We start from the raw sequence: 23,549 nt of genomic DNA, 5'->3' as shown, positions 1-23,549 counted from the left end.
CGTGATCCACGGAGACATTCCAATTAATACTGCAACTAGTAGACCAATGGGCCGAGTTCTTAAGGCTCTTACGCACTAAAACTGCATATTTAAAGGCTACCTATGAAAACTTGACAGATACTTAATCCATTAGTGTCTTTTCACAAAGAAACTTATGTGTTAAAATAGAAAATAAAACGTGAAGGGGGGCAGTAGCTTATCGGAAAAATTAGAATTAATAACATGCCATTTAATACATATAATGGCGTGTTTGCGGAAGAAAAAAAGCTCGGTCAAAAAATAGAAGTTGATTGTGAAATGACTTATCCAATTGAAGCCAAAGTAAGGACTGATAACTTAGAAGAAACGGTTAGCTATGCAGATGTCTATGACACAATTGCACAATTTGTGGCCCATCACAACTATAACTTAATTGAAAGTCTTGCGAATAATTTGCTTCATGAAATTTTACGGACTTATCCTATGCTAGATGAGGTGCGGTTACGGATTCGTAAATATAGTGTGCCAATTGCCGGAATCTTTGACAACATTGAAATTGAGGTGCAGGGAGCAAACGACCATGAATAAAGCATATTTAAGTATTGGTAGTAATATTGGTGATCGGTTAGCAAATTTGCAAAAAGCGGTTCAGCTATTAGCAGATTCATCTCAAATTGAACTTTTAGCGGTTTCATCCGTTTATGAAACAGAACCGGTTGGCGGTGTAAAGCAGGACTCTTTTTATAATATTGCTGTAAAAATAAGAACAGATTTAACTGCCCCAAAGCTCCTTGATTTCTTGCATTGGATTGAGCAAAGTCTTCACCGTAAGCGGCTTATCCACTGGGGTCCGCGGACAATTGACTTAGATATCATTGACTTTAACCACCAGCAAATTAAAACCCCGACTTTAATAATCCCGCATTCAGAAATGGCGAACAGGCGCTTTGTATTAGTTCCAATGCTTGAGATTTCAACTTTGGATGAACCTTATCGCCAACGATTGACTGCTTTATTGAAAGCAACTTCAGACCACAACTGGCTAAAAAAGATATATGGACAAGAGGTGTTTTTATGGACCAGCAAGAAATAGAAAAAGTTGTTAGGGATTTATTAATTGCTATCGGTGAGAACCCGCATCGTGAGGGACTACTAGAAACGCCGCAACGGGTTGCTAAAATGTATCAAGAAGTTTTTTCATCTTTGAAACGTCAACCTGAAGATGTGGCTAATTATAAAGTGTTTCATGTTAGTGATGTTCCAGAAATGGTGTTGGTTCAGCACATTCCGTTTTATTCAATGTGTGAACATCACTTGTTGCCGTTTTTTGGTTACGCTAATGTGGCGTATGTTCCTAAAGATGACCAGGTAATTGGTTTAAGCAAAATTCCACGTTTAATTGATTTCGTGACTAAAAAGCCAGGAATGCAGGAGCGAGTAACAACAGATTTAGCGGCAGAATTACAGCGTATTCTTGATCCTGCCGGAATTGCGGTAACAATTAGCGCGCGTCACCTTTGTATGGAAATGCGTGGTGTTAATAAAGCAGGGCAGTACACCTATACTGATAAATTTACTGGTCGGTTTAAGGAAGATAAAGACTTAAAACGAGAATTTTTAATGCAAACGAGGAGGAATAACCATGCTGACTTATGAACAAATTATTGCGGGTTTTGATCGGCGAATGCTCGCTGGTGTAAAAGATCGTATTAAATTTTTAAGACCAATTCTTGCTAATTTGGGAAATCCAGATCGTCAATTTAAGATTATTCACATCGCGGGTACTAATGGAAAAGGCTCAACCGGAATGATGTTGGAACAAACCTTACAATATGCAGGATATAAGGTGGGGTATTTTAGCAGTCCAGCACTTGTTGATGATCGTGAACAGATTAAAATTAATGATAAGTTAATAAGTAGGCAATCATTTGTAGACACCTACCAAAAAATTGCTAGTCGATTACCGGCTGATATTACACCAGCTAATATCACGGTATTCGAATGGTGGACGTTAATAATGATTCAATATTTTGCCGATCAAAAAGTCTATTGGGCAGTAATTGAGTGTGGACTAGGCGGACGTGATGATGCAACTAATATAATTAACGCTCCATTAATTTCAGTGATCACTCATATTGCCCTCGATCATACCCGCATTTTAGGACCTAAAATCACCAACATTGCGTATGCAAAAGCTGGCATTATCAAGACGGGTACTCACCAGGTCTTTCTTGGACCGTGCCAGCAAGAAGAAACAATTGATGTTATTCATGACTATGCTCAGAGTCAAAATGTGGAGCTGACTCTTGCTAAAGAGCAGGAAATTATTGATGGAAAAGCAGCCATTTTCTTTAATGATACATTACATTGGGTCCCCTTTAACTTGCTTGGATCGTTTCAAAGCCAGAATCTCGGGACTGTTATCAGCATATTTCAATATTTAATCCAGGAAGGCTTTATAAATTCATGGCAACCATTATTAACGATGATGAAGACAATTTCTATTACCGGACGAATGCAGATGATTGCTCATCATCCAACTGTGGTTCTTGATGGGGCTCATAATCCTGATGCTGCTCATCAGCTTTATCATACCTTGCAAACTTACCCTGGCACTAAAATCATTATGGTCTTAGGGTTTCTTGCTGATAAAAACATTATAGAGATGTGCAAAACTTATCAACGATTAACGGATAAATTAATTATTACTACTCCGAATCACCCATCTCGGGCCTTGCCAGTTGCTGAATTGGCAGCAATTCTTCCACAGGCAATAGTTGCTAAAACACCGAACGAGGGACTAGCAAAAGCACGAGAACTTGCAAAGCGTGATGATCTAATCATTGTTACCGGCTCTTTTTACACCATTAAAGATATCGAGGCCAAGCTAAATGAAAAATAATTTTGTTATTGCAACCCATAATACTTTTAAGGCGGATGAAATCCAAAATATTTTGCGGTTTTACCACCAGTGGGGCGAGATTTATACGGACAAACTACCGCGTCAACATTTTCCATCAGAATCAACGACGAGCTACCAAGCAAATGCTAATAAAAAAGCAATTTTTATCAGCCAGCAATTACCAGAAGCTAATGTTATTGCTGACGATTCTGGACTAGAACTAGCCGCGTTTCCCGCAAAATATGGCGTTCAAACAGCACGTGAATTAGCAGTTGAAGTTCCCGACGGTCAGCTTAATCGGTATTTGATCCAATTAGTTAATGGAAAATCACGTAAATTTACGATGAAGACGACAATTGCTTTAGCAGTTAATGGTCACATCAGTAATATTGCTCGCTGTGAATTAACTGGAGTAATTGCACCTGAAGAACGCGGAACTAATTCAACTGGGTTTGACCGAATCTTAATACCAGATGGCGAAGATCAGACTCTTGCCGAAATGAGTCGTCCTAAACGTATTTCATACCTTCATCGTGCACGTGCTGTGAAAAATTTATTAGATCAGTTAGGAGAAGTAAAATGAAAATTACTGAAAAAACAATTACCAACAATACTTCTAAGTTAGAAACTGCTATTTTGGCTGATCAAATCAATCGGCATCAACAGTTATTATTAACTTGGGAATGTGAGAAAGTTGAAACTGCGGCGATGGTTGAACAGTTCGTTTGTCATTTTGACGTACCAGTAGTCTATATTGGTAGCCGTGTTGAATTTTTATTTCCATTGCAATCACTTAAAGCATTGATGATTCATGTTCAAGAACGTTGGAATAATGACCGGGAGTTGCTTGCTTCTCTTGAGCAAATTCAGGAACACCATCAAATCTTGTGGCGGGCTGGTCGCTTTACATTTAAGCTTAACGAGCAGCCGGTTATTTATGGAATCCTTAATGTGACGCCGGACTCATTTTATGATGGTGGAAAATATCAATCGATTACTGAAATTACTCACCAAATTGATAAAATGGTCAAGGCAGGAGCAAATGTAATCGAAGTAGGCGGACAAACTACTAAACCAGGTGGCTTTACTGAAGTTGAACCACAAGAAGAAATTTATCGGATCATGCCCGCGATTAACATCCTTAAGCATGATTATCCGCAAATAGCAATCGCTGTTGATACATATAAATTGCAGGTTATGGAAGCGGCAATAAAAGCAGGTGTTGATATTATTAATGATGTTCAAGCATTTGATACAAATCAAAAACTAGCTTTAATGGCTAAAAGTGAAGTGGGGATGGTTACGATGCATAGCAGCCGGACCCACGATTACGATAATTTAACAGTCGCAATTCAAAAGTTCTTTGAACATAATTTGGGAACAATCGCTGCTGCGGGTATTAATCTTGAACGAGTGGTTCTTGATCAGGGCATCGGTTATGCCAAAATTGCGGATGGATACCAGGATTATGCGATGATGCGTAATATTGACCAGCTTAATTACCTGCATCGGCCAATTATAGTTGCAATTTCACGAAAGGGCTTTGGACAAAAATTATTTAATTTAGCCAAAGAAGACCGCCTAGACGTAACATTAATTGCAGAAACGGCAATGTATTTACGCGGCGGTCGTGTCTTACGTGTTCATGATGTCGAAGAAACTAGTCAGCTAGTAAAAATGATTGATACTATTAATAATAGTTATTGGTTTAGATCCACCAACAACTAATTCCTAACGCTAAAACTAAGAAAATAAAGAGCAGGATTGTTAAATGCGGATTGCCAAATGTCTCACGTTTTAGGCGAAAAGCAGTTTCCATTAGCATATAGATAATAATCAAAAAAATAATCCATAATATATCGCTAAAGAATTGTGTTTTGAAATGCAAAAAGGCATGGACAATCGAAGCAGTTAATAAAAGAAAATAAAATAGGCGACTTAATTCAAGCCAATTAGTTACTTTTCGCTCAATTTTAGCGTGTAACCCGATGGTAGTGGTAATTAGTAATATCACGATCAGGATCGCCACTATTATTTTTAACATATGGGTAGGCTCCTTTCGGCTTTGATTTTAGCATTCTTGAAAGCAACTGACCACATACGTTAGTGTAAGATTTTCATAGGTTGGATGAATAATTCATCTGGTCATGGGGATTTCTTTGTAGACCAATTTTACTTATTTACAAAAAAAGAAAAGACCATTAGCCTTTAGTGTGTCGAATACTAAGCAAAGGCAGGCCTGCCCTCATAGATATTTTAACAGAAATCGAGCAAAATTTGGTGAAATCAGGCAGTTTATTTGAAGCTGAACAGATTATTTTAAAGGGTGTGCTGGAGTTAGGACAAGCGATCATGCAAAATTTTTTAGAGAGCTTAGATCAAAGCGTCTCATACGCCAGCGGACTACCGAGTAATCAATAAGCAACCACGGACGCTTAACTTTGTTGATCCGGTGGCTTTCCAACGCCGGTATTATCAGGCTGGGCCAAAGAAACGTGAATTTTACTTAGATCACCAATTAAAAATCAAACTACGTCGCTGTTTGTCGCCGAACTACTTAATGATGATGGCTAAGATTGCCCAGATAACTACAATGCGCAATACTGCCGATATTTTAAACCTTATTTTTGACGGTGGAATTACGGTCGATTCAGTAATGCACGCCGTGCATGAGTTAGAAAATCAGGTAGTTAATCAAACTTAAGTAAATGAACACCAAGCTACTCATCGCTGTACTCCTGAAAATTTAACTATTGAGGGTGATGCCTTTATGATTAAACTCAAAAGAAGTCAAGCATCTAGGTCGGCTGACCCTTGTACATCATTGTTGGATTTATGAGCAAGTAGCTAATCAAATCATTAATCAGCGTGATTTTCTCATTGTTGGGCATAAAGAACGGCTTGAATCACGAGTAAATGATTATTTAGATTGTCATTACTGAAGTGCCCTAGAATTGTTAGACACAAATCTAACGATTCTGGGGTATTTATTATGTCTAAATATTCATATCAATTCAAAGTTAGAGCAGTTCAAGACTACTTAAACCAAAGTCATGACTATTCAGTTGTTTGTAAGAAATATGGCACTTCTTACAAACATAGCTTAATGACATGGGTACAAAACGTTCAAGCATATGGTTATGCGAGTTTGGATCCTAGGTGGAGCCATCGTATTTATTCACTTGATTATAAATTTCATGTGATTACTTACTACCGTACTCACCAGTTAAGCATAGATAAAGTAGCTGCGAAATTTAATTTTAATCGCACACAAGTTTATTCATGGTATCGTAAGTATAAAAAAGAAGGAATAGTGGGCCTAAAACCAAAACCTAAAGGCCGACCAAGAGGAACCAGAAATAAATGTAAATTGACTAAGAAATCCAAAATCAAACCTACTAAAGAGGAACAATATAAACAAAGAATTGCCAACCTAGAATCCAAAGTGGCCGATTAGAAAATGGAGATAGACATCCTAAAAAAATACTAGCCCTAAGACAGCAGCGCGAAAAGAACAGGCACTAGCTATCCAAGATCTTAGGGCTAAATATCCATTATCCAAATTATTAACCTATTTCGATATTCCACGTTCGACGTTCTACGAACGTCTAAAAGCTGCACAGCACATCGATAAATATTGTCAGGTAAAACGAGAAATTGTGAAGCAATTTAAACGCAGTAAAGGGAATTATGGTTATTGACGCATCTGGTATTGTCTAAAAAAGAAGGGATTTACTTATTGTCAAGAAACGTTACGGAGATTAATGACTAATATGGGATTGAAAGTAACCGTCTACTCAGCTAAAAGTCACTATCATTCGTATCGTGGTCGTATTGGTAGAACCGCTCCTAATCACTTATATCAGCATTTTAATGCAAAGCAAGCATACCAGGTTCTCCATACGGATATCACTCAAATTTCAATTAATGAACAGATCAAAGGCTATTTATCACCAGTCATTAATGAAGAGAGCGGTGCCGTAGTCGCGTATGCGACTTCAATTCATCCTAATATGAATTGAGTTAACACCATGTTGGCTGGCTTGTTTAGCAAACTACCGCAAAGGAGTAATCCTATTTTGCATTCAGATCAAGGATGGCAATATCAACACCCGTTGTATCAATCATTATTACGTCAACACGGAATTACTCAGTCAATGTCCCGTAAGGGAAATTGTTTAGATAACTTACCAGCAGAAAGTTTCTTTAACTTGATAAAACGCGAGTATTTGAATCGAGTCGAGATCACTTCATTTAAACAATTTGAAACTGTGATTGATCAATACACTCATTGGTACAATCAAGTCCGCATTTCAGTCAATAAAAAAGAATGACGCCGAATGAATATATTCGGAATCATTCTATTCTTTAAAAGTTAGTAAAGTGTCCAACATTTTTATGGTGCTTCATTACAAGCTTGCTGGTCCAAGTTATGAACCGGCTAAGTTATTAAGCTTAGTTCCTCAATGTTGCCCATGGTGAGTACTTTCTCGACCGCTATCATTGCTTACAGAAAATTGAACATACTTTAGGCCAGTAAAACGAATTAGCAATACGAGCAGTTAAAGCCGTCCGTCGTCATGATCAATCAGGGATATTTTGATACTTATGAGTCACAAAACTTAACGGAAAAACAAGCAGATGACCTAATGCACTTAAGAAAGTATCTACAGCGGAATTGGCAGTATGTCCACTTACCACAAATGCGCGGACTTAAGGATATTCATTTAATCGGTTCAGTTGAAAGTTCTCACCGCGCATTTACTTACCGGATGAAAAAGCAGGGCAAGTCATGGACTGAGCAGGGGGGACTAAAGCCATGATTGGTTTAATTAAAGCACGAAACGGCGAACTAAATGCTAGTTTAAATACAACTCTAGAACAATTAACTGTTCTTCCTCGAGTAGGTCAAACAAGTCTATTACAGGAAATACATATTCTAACTGGAGAGTTTCTAAGAAAAGTACCAACAAAGCGTCGGGGCAGTGCAAGGAATAATTCCGATTAATGTTACCACAAGTAGATCAATTGTACAACTTTTTAAGATGCTAAACCACTAAAACTGCATATTTAAAGGCTAACTATGAAAACTTGACAGATAAAAGTCGTGCAAGCGGTTGCAAAAAACAGATAGAAGAGTATATTGTAAGTATAATCGTGTTGAAATTATTTGTTTTTTATGGAGGCTTTATTACTTATGAATATAAAAAAGTTGAATAAACGTTTGCCTTCGCTTGCGTTTTCGGTATTAATGTTAATGACGTTTGGAAACCTAGGGACATCAATGGCCTTCTCTTTGCAGAGTGCAAACATGGGACGAATTTTTCAAACTTTGGGTGCTGATCCAACAAAGCTTGGCTGGTTCTTTATTCTGCCACCATTGGCCGGAATGGTAGTCCAGCCGCTGGTGGGATACTTTTCTGATCGGACTTGGATTCCTAAGATTGGTCGTCGGCTCCCTTACCTGATTCTTGGAACAATTGTAGCCGTAATCGTTATGTGCTTACTACCGAATTCCGGTTCATTTGGTTTTAAGACTTCGACAGCACTGTGGTTTGGTGCGGTGACCATTCTGTTTATGGACTTATCCTCAAATATGTCGATGCAACCATTTAAGATGATGATTTCTGACATGGTTAACGATGAACAGAAAGATCAGGCTTGGTCATGGCAGACAATTTGGGGGAACATTGGATCCGTTGCTGCTGACCTATTTCCATTCCTTCTGACTTGGATTGGCATTAAGAATATTGCGGCAAAGGGTGAATTACCTGACTCTGTTAAGTGGTCATTCTACATTGGTGCTGCTATCCTGGTTGTTTCCTCTATATTTACCATTTGTAAAGTTGACGAATATAATCCCGAGACTTATGCCAGGTACCATGGCTTAGACCAGGATGCTAACATTAGTGCAAACTTCTTCACAATTATTAAACATGCGCCGAAAGTCTTCTGGACTCTCGGAATTGTTGAATTTTTCTCTTGGACTGGGTTCCAGTACCTGTGGACTTATGGTGCCGGAACGGTGGCCCAAAACATATGGCACACAACGAATGCTTCTAGTGCTGCTTACCAAGCAGCCGGAAATTGGTTTGGGGTTCTGTCGGCCGTTGAAGTTGCTGTAGCAATTATTTACGGTTTGATTTTACAAAAACTAAATGACCGGATTCGAAAGCCTGCCTACGCCTTAGGGATGATTTTAGGCGCCTTAGGCTTCTGGGGTCTGTCCGTTGCACCGACTAAACTATGGTCGTTTATTGCCTTTATTGGTATCGGCATGTGTTGGGTTACGATTAACTCTATCCCATTTACTATTTTGACGAATGCCTTGGATGGTAAGCATGATGGCACTTACATGGGACTATTCAACTGCTGGATTTGTTTCCCGCAGATTGTTGCTTCGGTATGCTCATTCGCCCTCTATCCATTACTGGGCAATTACATGCCGCACATGCTAGCAGTAGCCGCTGTTTTAGCACTGATTGGGGCTTTTGCAGTCTATGTTGTCAAGGAAACCTCTGTCGAAAAGGGAGATATTGAATAATGAATTTCGCTGCTATCTATCACCGTCCAGAAAGTGAAATGGCCTTTCTGGGCGACCCACAGACAATGCATATCCGTTTAAGAACTGCAAAAGGAGACATAAAAACGGTCCAATTGCTACATGGTGACCCATACAGTCTCCGTAGCTTGGCCAGCATTAAACCGCCATTTTATACAACCCCAACGCCGATGAAGAAAATCTTGTCAGATGACCTTTATGATTATTGGCAGATTGCGGTTACCGAACCGAAAAAACGGTTGGCATATGCCTTTGATATTACGAGTGTGGATGGTATCAGGACGGTGTATACTGACCACGGTTACATTCAGCCAGATGATCATGAAGCATTGGAAGATTTAAATACCTATTTTCGGATGCCATTCTTTCAAGAAATTGACATGTTCCATTCCTCAGAATGGGTGAAGAATACAGTTTGGTACCAAATCTTTCCTGAGCGGTTTGCTAATGGTGATCGGTCCAATGATCCTATCGGTACTAAAAAATGGAATGCCAGTGATCATCCTGGCCGGCAGGATTTTTATGGCGGTGACCTGCAAGGGGTTCTTGACCACTTGAACCACCTTCAAAAGCTAGGAGTTAACGGAATTTACTTTAATCCTCTTTTTAAGGCACCGTCTAACCATAAATATGATACGGAAGACTATTATCAAATTGACCCGCATTTTGGCAATGCCGCTTTGTTTAAAGAAGTGGTTACGCAAGCTCACCAACGGGGGATTCATGTAATGCTGGATGCTGTTTTTAATCATATTGGGGATAAATCATTACAGTGGCAAGATGTCCTTAAAAATGGTCAACGGTCAAAATACGCTGGTTGGTTCCATGTAAATAAGTTTCCGGCTACCTATACGCCGACTAAGAACTTTGAATTTACACCGGATGCAACCTACGATACATTTGATTACACGCCGCATATGCCAAAACTTAACACTGCAAATCCGGCAGTGCAGGAATACCTATTAGAAATTGCTAAGTACTGGATCAAGGAATTTGATATTGATGCTTGGAGGTTAGATGTAGCTAATGAAATTGACCACCATTTCTGGAAAAGGTTTCACAAGGAGACGACAGCCCTCAAACCAGACTTTTATATCTTGGGTGAAATTTGGCATACTTCGCAGGCGTGGCTGAACGGGGACGAGTTCAGCGGGGTCATGAATTACAGTTATACAGGTGCTATTTTGGATCATTTCATTAATCATCGGATTAGCGCGGAACAAATGATAGACCATCTGAGTAATCAGTTGATGAAGTATCGTGACCAGACTAACCAGATGATGTTTAATGTTTTAGATTCACATGACACTGCCAGGATTATGACCCAGGCTCGTGGTAACCGGAATCTGGTCAAGGAAACCTTTGCCTTTACCTTCTTGCAGCCTGGTACACCGTCGATTTATTATGGTACCGAGTACGGCATGGATGGCGATAATGACCCAGACTGTCGGAAACCGATGAATTGGGTGCCAGATGATGATGGTCAGGATATGTTTACTTTCTTTAAAAAGTTAGTGGCATTGCGACGGAACAATGCAGACTTGATTGAAGGCGGCATGGTTGTTCTTAAAGTCTTGCCGACAGGACTGGTGGAAATTTCTCGTATGGGTGCCGGAAAGGTTCTTACGGGGATTTTCAACACTACGAATTTACCAATTAAATGCTTAAGTACTGGTCGGTTACTTCTTAGCCAGGGCGTACAGGATCACCAATTGATGCCAAATGGGTTTGTGATTACAATGAAATAGCAAGTCTGAACTTAGTAAAGGTTAATTCTTGAAGTGAACCCTGTAAGTTGGACACTTTAATCTAGGCAACTTTCTCTAAGGCAAGATTCCGATATTCAATCGGCGTCTTGCCTTTTAATTTATTCCTGATTCGATCTTGATTGTAATACACTATCCACTCCTTCATGGCTTTAATCAATTCTTGTTTGGTTTGATAATGATTCTTATAATACAATTCAGCTTTCATGGTATGAAAGGAAATTTCCATTGACACATTGTCTAGACAAGTCGACCGATAAGACATGCTTTGAAAGATATGATGCTTCTTTAAATGTTTGACGCCAGGAATTCGTTTGATATTGGATGCCTTGGTCACTATGAACGGTCATGCGGTAGTTAAGTACGGGCCGCTTATTAATTAGCTCGATTAATGGTTTCATCACAAAATCAGTAGTCGGGTGATCGCTAATATTGTAACTAACAATTTCACCAGAACACAGGTCTTTGATTGGCGAAAGGTAAACTCGGTCATCCTGGTTCATATTGCCATAACGATACTCACTGACGTCGGTTACCACCTTTTGGTATGGACGATCAGTTTGAAAACGACGGTGAAGACGATTCTTAGCCTTTTTGCCCTGGGGATCAATCGACGAATCGTTAGAACCGGCAATAAAATTCATCGATTGGTCCACAAGGCAGAAAACTAAAAATTGGTTACACTAATCGTCCTTATCAGGAATGTTGACTGATGTGATTGAATAACTGCTATGGCAATATGTGTCAGGAAGAATGAGTCTATTCTTGGCCGATTAAGGAGCACTGTTCCGGTGGTGAAATAGTTAGTTACAATATTGCCGCTCATCCGACGACTTCGTAATGAAGGCGCTAATAGATCTGATTAACAAGCGCCCCCCCTAGGTTAACTACCGCATGACAGTTCATAGAGATCAAGGAACCCAAACTAAGCAGGAATTGATTAAAGCCATGAAGGAGTGAATAGCGTCTTACAATCAAAAAATAAATCAAGCATATACTAAAAGGCAAGATACCGATTTATTTTTTTCTGACTTTTGATCAGCTCAACAATTAATGCGATTAAGGCCACGATAAAAGTACCGAAAGCGAGCATTAATTGTAAAGCGTCCGACACGGACGGACACCTAGGCTACTCCTTTCGTTAGGATTTATGGGCTTTAAAGGTTTAACACCATAAGCACCACCTCCGATTGGAAATAGCCACCACCTTAACTTCTCTACTGGATCTATTATACAGGCAGGCTAGCTCTTTAACCAAATATAAAATTAAAGAATCAGTAAGAATACTATATGGTAGATTGTAAAATTAATCCGAACGCTGTTCGGAAAAAAAGATCAGCTTCCTTTAAAATGGTGTTTACCACAACCCCATCTTTTAGGAGCTGATCTTTTGTCTAGTATAACCTATTCCGAACAAATTAAAATCGAAACCTTTTGTGAACTAGGGCTGTCCAATATCCAAATGGGCGTTCGGCTGAACTAATCACCGTCAACAATTTCTTATGAATTATCTCGATGTCAACCTTATCAGGCTGAATTAGCACAAACAGATGCCGAATACAAGCGATCACGATGTGGTCGGAAAACTAAGCTGAGCGATGAGTTAAAGCAAAAAATTCTCAACCATTTACGTCTAAGCTGGTCACCAGGAATGATTGCTCACGAATTTAAATTAGCTACTAAATCTATTTATAATTGGCTAAATCAGGGGAGAATTGGTTTCTCCTTGAATGATCTACCTGAACATGGCGTACGCAAACGGCGTAACGTTGACCAACGATCCAAATATAATCAATCTTTGGGGCGATCAATTGAACGGCGTCCCATGATGATTAATCAACATAATCGCATTGGCGATTTTGAACTAGATACAGTCGTTGGTCCTCGTGGGCATAGTAAGGCAGTTTTATTAACTTTAATCGATCGCAAATCACGGTTCCTTTGGGCATACCGGTTAAAAGATCGGACGACAGCGACTGTTAATGAAGCACTAACTAAGTTCCTAACCATTTTTAATGGTCCGGTGCACTGCTTTACTGTGGACCGTGGCACTGAGTTTAGTGGGCTAGTATCACTTGAATCACAATATGGTATTAAGACCTATTACTGCCATGCTTATACTCCAGCTGAACGTGGTAGTAATGAACGCTTTAATCGGAATTTACGTTATTTTTATCCTAAAGGGACTCGTTTTGAGCACATTAGTGCTCAAGATTTAGCGACGACGTTACTCTAAATTAACCAGCGACCGCTTAAAATATTCGACTGGCAAACACCGTATCAGGTTATGCTGACAAAGTTGTCCAAAAATTTGGATTAAATTTGCAATCTACCTTATGTATACATTTTCTCCAACTTACTGTCGTAGAAGTTACTTAAGTAATTATAATTACAAAAAGGTAAAATTTGGAAAGCTTACTTTATTTTCCCTTTTTAATGGCCTTAATGACTTAGTATAAACTTATTAAGAGTTGGAATAAAGTTAATAGGTTTAACACTTTGTTTCTCGAATTTTTTTGCTTATTTATACTCATTCTTTAGCACCCGCTATACTTTGGATAAAATTAGAATTCTCGCGTAGATATAAGAAAGAAATTTAATTAAATTAGCCCCACGTAACATTGATAGATGTAGCTGTTATATAACTAGCCTCATCTGAAGTCAGAAAAACATATGTTCCGGCTACTTCAGAGGGTTGCCCAGCTCTACCTAGGAGTATTCTTACCAAACGTAGGTATATTTTCTGCTATTGTCCTCCTGCCACTTGCAACGGTGTCCAAATAGGACCTGGAGCAACACTATTGACACGAATGCCTCGCTGAGCTAATTGTTTTGCTAACCCAAACCTTGTATTTTTAATTGCAGCCTTAGTCCCTGCATAATCAATTAAATATGCTGAAGGATCTTCTGCTTCAATAGAGTTAGTTGTTATGATGCTACTGCCGTTTGGCATATATTGCAATGCCTCCCTGACTAACCAAATTAAACTGAAAACATTTGTAGTCTAGGTATCTATCATCTGACCTGTAGATATAGTAGTGATATCTGTATTAGCTTATTGCTTACCGGCTACTAATACTAAAGTATCTATCTTATCTAGCGATAGTACAGTTTGCTTCACTAATTCTTTGTTAAATGCTTCGTCTTTCAAATCTCCGGGAACTAGTTCTACTTTACGACCCAAAGATTCAATAATTCGTCTAACATCTTGTATATCACTTTCCTCTTCTGGAAGATAATTTAATACAAGATCAGCGCCTTCATTCGCATATGCTATAGCTACCGCCCTACCAATACCTGAATCAGCACCAGTTATTAAGGCTTTCTTTCCCCTAAGTCAATTACATCCGGCATAAGTTGTGGATCCGTCATCTGGTTGTGGCGACATTTTACTTTGTAAACCTGGCTCAGGCTGATGCTGTTTAGGAAATTTAAAATCATCATCATGTTGCATTTTAGTCATTATTAACTCTCCTCCATGATCGAATACGTGCATTCACCTGTTACTTGAATGTGGACTATTAATTCAAAAGATTCTATCAACTAGATATATAGGTATAGGTTAGTAATTAAATTTGCAATCTACCATATTTATATCTGTAAAAACAGTTTTTAACTGCTAGGTCATAATGTATGGATAAATCAAAGCAGGCACCTATGTAAAAAAGTGCCTGCTTTGATTAATTATCAAAAAAATTCCAATCAATATTTATAAAGGGTTATCTCACCAATTTAAATATTGATTAACTGATCTTCAATTGCTCAATTATTTACGTTCTAAGAAGCCTAATACAGATAAATTTGGCTAATTATCCATGTAATTTTTGTTGCAATGTATCACCAATGCCATCTACTTTCTTAGCAGCCAAGACGGTGCCACCGATGAGGACACCACCTACAATGAGCGTAGAAGCGATCATAAACTTAAATACACTTTTCAAGACGTCCATAAAATTCTCCCTTACTTTTTACTGGTTCGACCAACAACTAATGAAACAATCAGAACTAAAATAATTGCTCCGATGATCGATGGTATCAATGCCATGCCAGCTAACGAAGGACCCCAAGTGCCAAGGAGCCCTTGGCCAATCCAAGCACCTATTAAACCAGCTACGATGTTTGCAATCCAGCCCATAGCAGCACCACGGTTAGTGATTGCGCCAGCAATGGCACCAATGATTGCCCCGACGATTAATGACCAAATAAGTCCCATATTTACTCACTCCCTTAGTTAACACGACTAGATTTATTGTCAGACGTTATTTTATCAACGCTGTCACCTAATGTTTCCTTCGATTTCTTTGCGCCCTTACCGACGGCTTCCTTCGTTTTGTCTGTGGCATCGCTCATGCGATCTTGCAGAGAAGTCGAATCTTTTTCATATTGCTCCTTTGTCTTGACATCAACAACATTCACATTTACCTCAATTACTTCTAATTCGGTCATATTCTTTACTTCCCGAACGATAACATTTTTGATCTTGTCATACAGTTTAGAAATATCAATGCCGTATTCAGCAACAATGTCGAGATCCACTGCAACCTGCTTTTTTCCAACCTCTACATCAATTCCTGATGTGACATCTGAAGTATTAACTAGTTTTTCAGCAAAATTTGCGAAAAAGCCGCCATCTACGGTTAATAAGCCATCCACTTCAGAAAGTGCGATACCAATGATCTTTTGAATAACCTTATCATCAAATGTTAAATTGCCTTTAACACCAGACTTTTCGTTAGTTGTTGTTTTCTCACTTGGTGTTCCATTCTGCATAATTTTTCCTCCTTATAATTCAAACAGTTATTTAAAAACATTTGTTAAGATACCAGTTTTTTGAATATAATAACCCGCGGTAATCCCGATTGCCATAAAAACCAAAACAAAAAGCGTCTTGAAAAATCCAAAAGTGATGATAAGGACCGCTAAGAGCAATCCCATAATTCCACCAATTAGTGGCCCAAAATAGGTTTTAATGAGTTCGGTCACGTTATCACCTCCTAGACAACTCGAGATTTATGCACATTAGCGTCCAGCACATTAAAATCAACGAGTCTGATTTTAATTTTTTTCTGTTCAGAAATTCCAAGACAAATACGCAAATCTTTTTTTAATTGATTAAGAAAATTTGCAGTCTGTTTCTTGGCATTGACTGAATTTAGTAGATCACCCGATATTTTAAGTGTGATCCCTTTTCGTGATAACTTAGATGATACCTTGGGGTTGCCAATAAAGGGTTCATGTTGAAGTGCTGAAAGCGCAAAATGTTCAATAGCTTTCTTACTGACGGTCACTTGACCATCAGACTTTTGATGAAGATATAATGATTGTGACCGTGGCCAAAAAAGTGTGATAAGCAAAAAAATAATTAACAGTACCGCTAGAATTACTCCACTCCAAAAGAGGTATATCGGTTCGTACTTCTCCAACCAACCAAGCTTTAATGACATGGGTGTACTAGTACCAATGGCCGTTGACCAATTTTTAAAGACAAGAACAATGGATAAAGGAAATGCAAGGATAATAACAACTACTATTAATGTCTTAAATATAAATCGCAAATCATCACCTCCTTTGCCATAATTATAGCAAAGGAGGTGATGATTTGCTATAATTAATGTCTTTAGACCTAGTTGAGCACGGGAGCGTAGCGAGTGTGCGAAACAAAAAACCACCTGCTTTGCGGGTGGGGGATAAAAATTATATAAATAAAGACCTCTTTTGCCTTAAGATGTAGGTGTTCAAGCCAAAATCAAATAAGGGAAAAGAGGTTTTATAAATATGGCTAATAAACTAAATAGCTTAGCCCATACGAAGTGGTTATGTAAGTAACACATCGTATTCATTCCAAAGTATAGACGGAAAATAATTTACAATCAATATCGAAAAGACTTACGCGATTACATCAAATTATTATGTCAGTATAAAGGCGTAAGGATTATTGAAGGTCATTTAATGCCTGACCATGTACATTTGTTAGTAAGTATTCCACCGAAGTTAAGCGTTTCGCAATTCATGGGATATTTGAAGGGCAAAAGCGCTTTGATGATGTTTGAGCATCATGCCAATTTAAAATATAAATTTGGTAATCGCCATTTTGGGGCAGAAGGATATTATGTCAGTACGGTAGGGTTGAACGAATCCACCATTAAGAAATATATCCGAGACCAAGAAAAGCATGATATGGTGGTGGATAAGTTAACCACTGTTGAATACTCCGACCCTTTTAAGGGTAAGGCGAAGTAATACGAACACTGCTTAAAGCAGTAGCGAAGTAGTCAGAGCATTTTGGCTTGGACGAAGGAAAAGCCAGAGCCTTGAGACGCTGGCTTATCTTATCGGCTTTTAGCCGAAGAGCAAACCACCCGTTTCACGGGTGGTTATGATTATGTTCTTATAAGGAACCAATTAAGATTTTTGTTTGACTAAACCAATCTAGCCAATAGGGTATACCCTATTGGCCTTTTTTACTTCTGTGCTATACTAGGCATTAAAAGTGTTCATTAGGACTGTCCAAAAGGAGGGCTGAAAATGGCTAAAATTGGTTATGCGCGTGTGAGTTCCAAGGAACAACATTTAGATCGACAGTTAGCGGCTTTAAAAGGCGTTGATAAACTATTTTCAGATAAGTTAAGTGGTGCTAACACCAAGCGACCTGAACTGCAAAAAATGCTGGCCTATATTCGTGAGGGTGATATTGTCCTGGTCACTAAATTAGAGCGCTTAGGCAGAAACAGCCAGGATTTAACTAAGATTATGAACACCATTCAAAATAAGGGCGCCACCTTAGATGTGTTAAATTTACCGTCCATGACAGGGATTGCTGACCTAAATTTGCGTCAACTGATGACCAACCTCATCATTGAACTCTATAAGTATCAGGCCGAAAGTGAACGTAAACGAATCATTGAGCGCCAGCAGTAAGGAATTGCCTTAGCTAAGCGGCAGGGTAAATATCATGGGCGCAAACCCCAATACACCCAAGACGATACCCGCCTGCAACATGCTTTTAAGCTTTACCAGGCAGGCATGAGTGACATTGATGTGGCTCGAAATACCGGGATTAAATGGACGACCTTTATCAGATATCGCAAAAAGTTTAATATAAAAAGATGAGACTTATATGTCAGATAAATTAAAAACCGTTTTTTATGAGCAGCAAAACTATTTTGAGAAAATGATGGGAATCATGTTATAGTGGTATCATTTATTAATCGGAATGCAAACAACTGTGCTCAACATAGTTCTGGAAGTGTTTGTTGTTCCATTCTTCGATTGCATGCTTAGTAGCTTTCGATTCATCGTACACGTTGAACTGCGTTTCATTAAACACAATATCTTGATTACTGTGATTAATCTTTTCATCATGTTCAACATGCTTCTGAATGCCGGAATATCCATTAGTATCTTTCGCTTGTAAGTCAGTTGTTACGATACATTTTATTGCCATCTTTTATGCCTCCGTAAGTTATTATCTTACAAGTAATTATAACATGTTTGCAGTACAGTAAAGTGGATAAGATATCTAATTTACTAGCTCCCTAGTCAAAATGGAGTAACCCCATTTTGACTAGGGAGCTCTGCCGAGGGCACTAGGAACACATTTCCTAATAACCATTAAATTTTATTTTCAAGATTGTATTTGAAAATAAAATGTTACCTTTTACCCTAGAAAGGTAACGCCAAAAGAAAAATTCCCAATGCATTTAGCAAAGGGAATTTTTTGATAATCATTTGAAAGTGAATTATCGAATTGTGGCCCCTAATACGTTTTTTAAATGATTCATAGCCCATTCAGCACCAGCTGGTGAGAACGTGGCCACGGCTGCTTGTGGAATCACAATGTGGTAATCTAGGTTGTAGGCACTGATTGCGGTGTGGAGGACACAAATATCAGTGCAGACACCAGCAATCCAGACTTCATCAATCCGCCGTTCCCGCAGGTAGTTATCCAAATTGGTGTTTTGGAAGGAGGAGTAACGGTTCTTATTGAATTTGTAGACATGGGAATCGTCATGATGTTGATCAAACCAGCTGCCGACTTGGCCGTATAGTTTCTGACCGGTCGTCCCAATAATATTATGGGCCGGATATAGTTTGGTTTCTGGATTGAATGGGTCATTAAGCCGGTGACCATCAGTGGGAAAGATCACATAATCATGCTGGGGTAAGAATTGATCGGCTAACCGCATAATTTCTGGGGCCAACGTCTGCGCTGGCTTGCCAACCGTTAGTGATCCCTTATCAGCCACAAAGTCGTTTGTATAGTCAATAATTAAGAGCGCTTTAGCCATCTTAATATTCCTCCGTAAATTGGGCTTGAGTAATTAACTGTTCTTGCAATTCAGCCAATGTAGCTGTTAAGTAAACTGGGTACCAATCTGGGTTAACTAACCGTTTTGTGGCTTCTGGTAATTCTGCTACTTGATCCATTGAGAATTGCTGAATCTTAAAGAGATCATTTTCGATTGGGGAAGCATTGGAACCCAGATATTCTTGCATCAATGGCTTAGCATTAAAGTTAGTCAGAACTTGGCTAGCGTGTGTGGTTGCCGAATTAGCATTAACCACTTTCAATGGAGCCGTAATGTGCTCACCAGCCAGGACAATTACATCGGCGATCGCTTGATGTAGGTTATCTTGCCGGTAAATCCGGTAAACTTGCTTGTTACCAGGCAGGGTGATCTTTTCTCTGCTATCACTAACCTTAATTTTGGGGATCCATTGATCATTAATCTTTTCTTCGGCGAGCTTATAAACGCCACTTAATACCGGACTGGAGGAACTGGTAATTAAACGTTCCCCAATCCCAAAGTTATCAATTGGAGCTCCTTCATCCAACAACGACTTAACTACATGCGCATCAAGGGCATTTGAAGCTGTAATCTTTGCCTTAGGGAAGCCAGCATCATCGAGCATCTTCCGGGCTTTGATGGCTAATTGCGAAATGTTACCGGAATCGATCCGGATCCCGACTGGTTGGTGCCCTTGAGCGCTAACTTGCTTGAAGACCCGAATCGCGTTCGGCACTCCTGACTTCAAGACATCATAAGTATCAACGAGCAAGGAAACTTTGTCAGGATAAACCTTGGCCCAAGCTTGAAAGGCACTTAATTCATCAGAGAAGCTTTCGACCCAGGCATGTGCCATTGTGCCGGCCGCGGGGATATTAAATTGACTGGCTGCTTGTAAGTTCGACGTGCTGGTACAACCGCCGATCACCGCGGCCCGCGCCCCATACGTGGCGGCATCTGGGCCTTGCGCCCGTCGCGCACCAAATTCCATAATTGGTCGGCCTTGAGCGGCATGGTTGATTTGCCAAGACTTCGTCGCAATTAATGATTGATGGTTAATGATGTTTAGAATAAAGGTTTCTAACAGCTGGGCTTCAATCAACGGTCCACTAATTGAAATAATTGGTTCCCGTGGGAAAACAGGGGTTCCTTCTGGTAAAGCCTTAATCGAGCAGTGATTTTTAATCTTGCTCAGGTAATCCAAAAACTCGGGAGTAAATTCATTCAGGGAGGTCAGGTATTCAATATTCTCCTTAGTGAAATGCCAATTTTGAACTTGTTCTACCACTTGCTGGAGACCAGCGACAATGACAAAACTACCGTTATCGGGAACCCGGCGGTAGAAGACGTCGAAGCGAGTTTGTCGATCATGGGGTAGGGTAGCGTAGTACCCATTGGCCATGGAAAATTCATATAAGTCGGTTAATAGTTGTAGATTCATCTTAAATTCTTCCTTTTAAGTCAACCATACTTTAATTTGGCTAAAAATAAAAGTATGGTTGACTTTTATTTACTTCTAGTATAAATACTTTGCAGCAAAATGCAAATGATGCCCTTTAGTTAAGTTGGTAGAGCTTTGGTGGCCGCCCAGAATGGTTCAAAGTGGCGGCCCCGACTTCTTTGAAGAGGTGGTTGTGAGTTTTCTTAAAGTTGGAATTATCAATCTTGTCAATTGTCGTACCTAAGAAAGCCGCAAAGACTTCGCGCGCTTGGCGCAGGGTAAAGGTATTACCTAAGATTCGAAGAATTTGGGGTTGATAGTCCAGCTTGTTTTTAATCCGATTAATGGCGGTGGTAATGATTTGAATATGATCAAAGGCCAGGTGACCAGCGGGACTTAGGATAATCTCCTGTTGGTCATGGGTGATCACATAGTTGCCCTGATCTTTATCAAGCACGAACCATTGGGCATCTGTGGCCCCATACCCTGGATGCAATTTTGGGGTTGATGGTAAATAGATCATATAGGCGAGTGCCAGTGCCCGAGTTTCCGTAACCCGCTTGGGATCTGTAAAGGTGGCCAGTTGTTCGGTTGAATTCATCGGAACTTGCAGGCCAATTTTATCGTCAATTAGACGAATGCAGGCCGCGTCGGCACTCTCTTTACTCCGCAAGAGGGTTTCGGGGAGGGCCCAATGTCCCTTTAGAGGTTCATCTGCCCGCTTAATCAATAGTAATTGTGGTCGGTGTAATTCAGTATTAAAACTCCAAATGACGTTGGTGATGGTCACCAATGGCCGGGCAATAATTTCACTATCCAATTGACGCTCCTCCCTTCATAATTGTTAACTCAACTCTATTTTAGCATTTCTCGGCCACTAGTAATTGCGCAGTCGCTTTAAATCATGTTTGACGAGGATTGCTAAATTTTGAATGGTGATCGATGTCGGATGGGCTAACCATAAGCGAAAAGTATTCCAAAAAATACCGACGGCAATGCGGGTCATATATTCAACTTTTGGTATCGTTAGTGACATCGATGTTTCAAGCAACACTGGGGTGGCGGAGATGGAAACGCCGAAAGAAAACCGGCATCGTTTGGTTAGCATTATCCAAGATCTTATAGCTTAAACCAGCTTTAACTAACAAAGCCAATTTAGCTGAGTGAGCTGGCCAGTAAGTAAAGAAGTCATCGATGATGGGGGTTAACTTGCAAGATCCAATCAGTGTATTTCTTTAGTAAGGAAATAACATACTGATTAATCACATCGTCTTTGCTTTTGAAATTCCGGTAAAAAGTCCGCCGGGAAATATGGGTTTGGTTACTAATATCGATCACGAAAATTTCTTGGTACGGTTTAACGGTTAATAATTTTTTACAGGCTCAAGCCAAAGAATAATCAGCTTTTATTGAGCTACTTAAACAGCAGTTAGAGGTTAAGGACGAACAGATTGCAACGACTAATAGGATTGCAAATCAAGCACAACAATTAGATTTAACTACACACAAACAATCACAACCATCATTACCTCAACAAACCGAATCTGAACACCCGCACAATAAAAAGCATGGATTGTTATTGTGAATAACACATTAATCAACAAATTTGATCAGCTGATTACTTATACGAACAGGCGGAGTGTCTGAAAAGATACTCTTTTTTATACTGGTTTTTAATTTAGGGTCCATTTTATAAATAACCCCTCAAGAATCCTGAAAAATAAACCCTAATTTCTAGTTAGGGTTTATTATTTTAATATATGTGATTATTCACCTTGACTTTGCGGGTTAAAAGCCACTGACAAGATGTAATTAGCCAGTTGATGGTTGGCAATATCATGAACCTTAAACAGTGTCCACACCCGTTCATCAGGTTGGGTATCTTGTAAGTACTGTCGAATGGCCGCCCAGTACGGTTTAATTCGTTGAATATCCAAAAATAGGATCCCCGTATTCAACAAACATCGTCGCTCAGCGTCATCAAGTTGCATACCGGCTTGTAATTGTAAGTCTTCGTCCGTTTCCGCAATGATTTCCTGATTATTTTTGAGCATAGTAATAGCCTGCAAGATTTATTTTTTGTCACAAATCCTGTTCGGCGCTCGTGAGCGCCTTTAGTAAAAGCCATCTTTAACTCAAGAGACTTCTGCTGCCATGATATAATTAAAGGGCTGTCACATTCTCACTTAGAATCCACTTTCTAATGTTGGGAGGTGAGAACCAATGAATTTCCTGATAACCTATCTTTTACACTATTTATCACAATTATTCCTCGTGGTAGTTCCCGTTTACCTGGCGGATTGGTTAAGCCATCGTAAGTGATAATAGTCAGTGACAGCATCTAACCCACAATTAAAGCCCCTTGGTAATTATGGCGGATTACCGAGGGGCTTTTGTGTTAGTGAGAACCAAATGCATAATCCTCACCTATCTTTTACACTTATATTATAACATGAATCAACTAAAGGACAATTAACATGAAACAACTAGGTATCTGTCAAGTTTTCATAGGTAGCCTTTAAATATGCAGTTTTAGTGCGTAAGAGCCTTAAGAACTCGGCCCATTGGTCTACTAGTTGCAGTATTAATTGGAATGTCTCCGTGGATCACG

28 protein-coding genes and 5 pseudogenes are annotated in these 23,549 nt (G+C 39.4%); 16 read left to right on the top strand and 17 right to left on the bottom strand.

Features of this window, described 5'->3' with window-relative positions:
* Window positions 1-198: 198 nt before the first annotated feature.
* The 6 genes from folB to folP are packed head-to-tail and all read left to right on the top strand — an operon-like array spanning window position 199 to window position 4,609.
* On the top strand, window positions 199-567 hold the full coding sequence (gene folB, locus HUK49_RS08845; protein ID WP_081443432.1) for a dihydroneopterin aldolase: 369 nt from the start codon (window positions 199-201) through the stop codon (window positions 565-567).
* Window positions 560-1,072, top strand: coding sequence for a 2-amino-4-hydroxy-6-hydroxymethyldihydropteridine diphosphokinase (gene folK / locus HUK49_RS08840; RefSeq protein ID WP_006917113.1), 513 nt, complete (start codon window positions 560-562; stop codon window positions 1,070-1,072). The genes folB and folK overlap by 8 nt, the downstream gene beginning before the upstream one ends.
* The gene (folE, locus tag HUK49_RS08835; RefSeq protein WP_191913448.1) at window positions 1,054-1,635 is read left to right on the top strand and encodes a GTP cyclohydrolase I FolE; all 582 of its coding nucleotides are present in this window, start codon (window positions 1,054-1,056) and stop codon (window positions 1,633-1,635) included. Before folK ends, folE begins: the two co-directional genes overlap by 19 nt.
* Complete coding sequence (locus HUK49_RS08830) at window positions 1,622-2,881, top strand: bifunctional folylpolyglutamate synthase/dihydrofolate synthase (RefSeq protein WP_191913447.1); 1,260 nt, start codon at window positions 1,622-1,624, stop codon at window positions 2,879-2,881. The genes folE and HUK49_RS08830 overlap by 14 nt, the downstream gene beginning before the upstream one ends.
* Entirely contained in the window at window positions 2,871-3,464 is a 594-nt protein-coding gene (locus tag HUK49_RS08825) for a non-canonical purine NTP pyrophosphatase (RefSeq protein ID WP_191913446.1), read from the top strand. Before HUK49_RS08830 ends, HUK49_RS08825 begins: the two co-directional genes overlap by 11 nt.
* The gene (folP, locus tag HUK49_RS08820; RefSeq protein ID WP_191913445.1) at window positions 3,461-4,609 is read left to right on the top strand and encodes a dihydropteroate synthase; all 1,149 of its coding nucleotides are present in this window, start codon (window positions 3,461-3,463) and stop codon (window positions 4,607-4,609) included. Before HUK49_RS08825 ends, folP begins: the two co-directional genes overlap by 4 nt.
* Here folP and HUK49_RS08815 read toward each other — a convergent pair.
* A complete protein-coding gene (locus HUK49_RS08815; RefSeq protein ID WP_006917118.1) occupies window positions 4,590-4,925 on the bottom strand; it encodes a hypothetical protein in 336 nt (111 codons plus the stop codon). The genes folP and HUK49_RS08815 overlap by 20 nt on opposite strands.
* A 203-nt stretch (window positions 4,926-5,128) precedes the next feature.
* Between HUK49_RS08815 and HUK49_RS08810 the strand changes: the two are divergent.
* From HUK49_RS08810 to HUK49_RS08780, 7 genes and pseudogenes are all read left to right on the top strand, one after another.
* Window positions 5,129-5,820: pseudogene (locus HUK49_RS08810) on the top strand (UPF0236 family transposase-like protein); the annotation flags it as partial.
* Between the two features lie 53 nt (window positions 5,821-5,873).
* Complete coding sequence (locus HUK49_RS08805; protein ID WP_191913444.1) at window positions 5,874-6,338, top strand: helix-turn-helix domain-containing protein; 465 nt, start codon at window positions 5,874-5,876, stop codon at window positions 6,336-6,338.
* A 307-nt stretch (window positions 6,339-6,645) separates the two neighbouring features.
* Window positions 6,646-6,903, top strand: coding sequence for a hypothetical protein (locus tag HUK49_RS08800; protein ID WP_191913443.1), 258 nt, complete (start codon window positions 6,646-6,648; stop codon window positions 6,901-6,903).
* Window positions 6,904-6,912: 9 nt separating this feature from the next.
* Window positions 6,913-7,215, top strand: coding sequence for an integrase core domain-containing protein (locus HUK49_RS08795; protein WP_326515928.1), 303 nt, complete (start codon window positions 6,913-6,915; stop codon window positions 7,213-7,215).
* A gap of 85 nt (window positions 7,216-7,300) precedes the next feature.
* Window positions 7,301-7,941 (top strand): annotated as a pseudogene (locus HUK49_RS08790) (UPF0236 family transposase-like protein); the annotation flags it as partial.
* 137 nt (window positions 7,942-8,078) lie between these two features.
* A complete protein-coding gene (locus HUK49_RS08785) occupies window positions 8,079-9,425 on the top strand; it encodes an SLC45 family MFS transporter (protein ID WP_191913441.1) in 1,347 nt (448 codons plus the stop codon).
* Window positions 9,425-11,191, top strand: a complete 1,767-nt coding sequence (locus HUK49_RS08780; RefSeq protein WP_191913440.1) for a glycoside hydrolase family 13 protein — start codon at window positions 9,425-9,427, stop codon at window positions 11,189-11,191. Before HUK49_RS08785 ends, HUK49_RS08780 begins: the two co-directional genes overlap by 1 nt.
* Window positions 11,192-11,252: 61 nt before the next feature.
* Here HUK49_RS08780 and HUK49_RS08775 read toward each other — a convergent pair whose 3' ends face one another.
* From HUK49_RS08775 to HUK49_RS08765, 3 genes are all read right to left on the bottom strand, one after another.
* Complete coding sequence (locus HUK49_RS08775; RefSeq protein ID WP_235972094.1) at window positions 11,253-11,438, bottom strand: IS3 family transposase; 186 nt, start codon at window positions 11,436-11,438, stop codon at window positions 11,253-11,255.
* Window positions 11,407-11,853, bottom strand: a complete 447-nt coding sequence (locus tag HUK49_RS08770) for a DDE-type integrase/transposase/recombinase (protein WP_191913439.1) — start codon at window positions 11,851-11,853, stop codon at window positions 11,407-11,409. Before HUK49_RS08770 ends, HUK49_RS08775 begins: the two co-directional genes overlap by 32 nt.
* A 353-nt stretch (window positions 11,854-12,206) precedes the next feature.
* Window positions 12,207-12,302 (bottom strand): putative holin-like toxin, encoded by a 96-nt coding sequence (locus tag HUK49_RS08765; protein ID WP_191911973.1) that lies wholly within the window; start codon window positions 12,300-12,302, stop codon window positions 12,207-12,209.
* A gap of 297 nt (window positions 12,303-12,599) precedes the next feature.
* Between HUK49_RS08765 and HUK49_RS08760 the strand changes: the two are divergent.
* Window positions 12,600-13,529 (top strand): annotated as a pseudogene (locus HUK49_RS08760) (IS30 family transposase).
* 285 nt (window positions 13,530-13,814) lie between these two features.
* Here the strand turns inward: HUK49_RS08760 and HUK49_RS08755 are convergent.
* The 7 genes and pseudogenes from HUK49_RS08755 to amaP all read right to left on the bottom strand — a co-directional run bounded on the left by HUK49_RS08755 (window position 13,815) and on the right by amaP (window position 16,764).
* Window positions 13,815-14,525, bottom strand: a pseudogene (locus tag HUK49_RS08755) (SDR family oxidoreductase).
* 21 nt (window positions 14,526-14,546) lie between these two features.
* Entirely contained in the window at window positions 14,547-14,672 is a 126-nt protein-coding gene (locus HUK49_RS11670; protein ID WP_413230877.1) for a hypothetical protein, read from the bottom strand.
* A gap of 346 nt (window positions 14,673-15,018) precedes the next feature.
* Window positions 15,019-15,159 (bottom strand): hypothetical protein, encoded by a 141-nt coding sequence (locus HUK49_RS08750; protein ID WP_003681696.1) that lies wholly within the window; start codon window positions 15,157-15,159, stop codon window positions 15,019-15,021.
* Between the two features lie 11 nt (window positions 15,160-15,170).
* Window positions 15,171-15,422 (bottom strand): GlsB/YeaQ/YmgE family stress response membrane protein, encoded by a 252-nt coding sequence (locus HUK49_RS08745; RefSeq protein WP_003680323.1) that lies wholly within the window; start codon window positions 15,420-15,422, stop codon window positions 15,171-15,173.
* 14 nt (window positions 15,423-15,436) lie between these two features.
* Window positions 15,437-15,979 (bottom strand): Asp23/Gls24 family envelope stress response protein, encoded by a 543-nt coding sequence (locus HUK49_RS08740; RefSeq protein ID WP_191913438.1) that lies wholly within the window; start codon window positions 15,977-15,979, stop codon window positions 15,437-15,439.
* Between the two features lie 27 nt (window positions 15,980-16,006).
* Window positions 16,007-16,192 carry a DUF2273 domain-containing protein gene (locus HUK49_RS08735; protein WP_191911958.1) on the bottom strand — a complete coding sequence of 62 codons (186 nt, stop codon included), beginning with the start codon at window positions 16,190-16,192 and terminating at the stop codon, window positions 16,007-16,009.
* Between the two features lie 11 nt (window positions 16,193-16,203).
* The gene (gene amaP, locus HUK49_RS08730; protein WP_191913437.1) at window positions 16,204-16,764 is read right to left on the bottom strand and encodes an alkaline shock response membrane anchor protein AmaP; all 561 of its coding nucleotides are present in this window, start codon (window positions 16,762-16,764) and stop codon (window positions 16,204-16,206) included.
* Window positions 16,765-17,038: 274 nt separating this feature from the next.
* Here amaP and tnpA point away from each other — a divergent pair, with 274 nt between their 5' ends.
* Entirely contained in the window at window positions 17,039-17,449 is a 411-nt protein-coding gene (tnpA, locus tag HUK49_RS08725) for an IS200/IS605 family transposase (RefSeq protein ID WP_328797267.1), read from the top strand.
* 285 nt (window positions 17,450-17,734) lie between these two features.
* A pseudogene (locus tag HUK49_RS08720) lies at window positions 17,735-18,319 on the top strand (recombinase family protein).
* A 94-nt stretch (window positions 18,320-18,413) separates the two neighbouring features.
* Here the strand turns inward: HUK49_RS08720 and HUK49_RS08715 are convergent.
* From HUK49_RS08715 to HUK49_RS08690, 6 genes are all read right to left on the bottom strand, one after another.
* Complete coding sequence (locus tag HUK49_RS08715) at window positions 18,414-18,653, bottom strand: hypothetical protein (RefSeq protein ID WP_235981084.1); 240 nt, start codon at window positions 18,651-18,653, stop codon at window positions 18,414-18,416.
* 295 nt (window positions 18,654-18,948) lie between these two features.
* On the bottom strand, window positions 18,949-19,497 hold the full coding sequence (locus HUK49_RS08710) for a cysteine hydrolase family protein (protein ID WP_191913436.1): 549 nt from the start codon (window positions 19,495-19,497) through the stop codon (window positions 18,949-18,951).
* 1 nt (window position 19,498) lies between these two features.
* Window positions 19,499-20,938, bottom strand: coding sequence for a nicotinate phosphoribosyltransferase (locus HUK49_RS08705; RefSeq protein WP_191913435.1), 1,440 nt, complete (start codon window positions 20,936-20,938; stop codon window positions 19,499-19,501).
* 115 nt (window positions 20,939-21,053) lie between these two features.
* Window positions 21,054-21,758 (bottom strand): NUDIX hydrolase, encoded by a 705-nt coding sequence (locus HUK49_RS08700; RefSeq protein ID WP_191913434.1) that lies wholly within the window; start codon window positions 21,756-21,758, stop codon window positions 21,054-21,056.
* Window positions 21,759-22,126: 368 nt separating this feature from the next.
* Complete coding sequence (locus HUK49_RS11325) at window positions 22,127-22,276, bottom strand: TetR/AcrR family transcriptional regulator (protein ID WP_263598702.1); 150 nt, start codon at window positions 22,274-22,276, stop codon at window positions 22,127-22,129.
* A 428-nt stretch (window positions 22,277-22,704) separates the two neighbouring features.
* Complete coding sequence (locus tag HUK49_RS08690; protein ID WP_191913433.1) at window positions 22,705-22,992, bottom strand: hypothetical protein; 288 nt, start codon at window positions 22,990-22,992, stop codon at window positions 22,705-22,707.
* Between the last annotated feature and the right edge of the window lie 557 nt (window positions 22,993-23,549).

Origin of the sequence: Limosilactobacillus portuensis (genome assembly GCF_014838735.1) — a bacterium.
GTDB lineage: Bacteria > Bacillota > Bacilli > Lactobacillales > Lactobacillaceae > Limosilactobacillus > Limosilactobacillus portuensis.
This window is presented reverse-complemented; position numbering and strand designations above follow the sequence as displayed.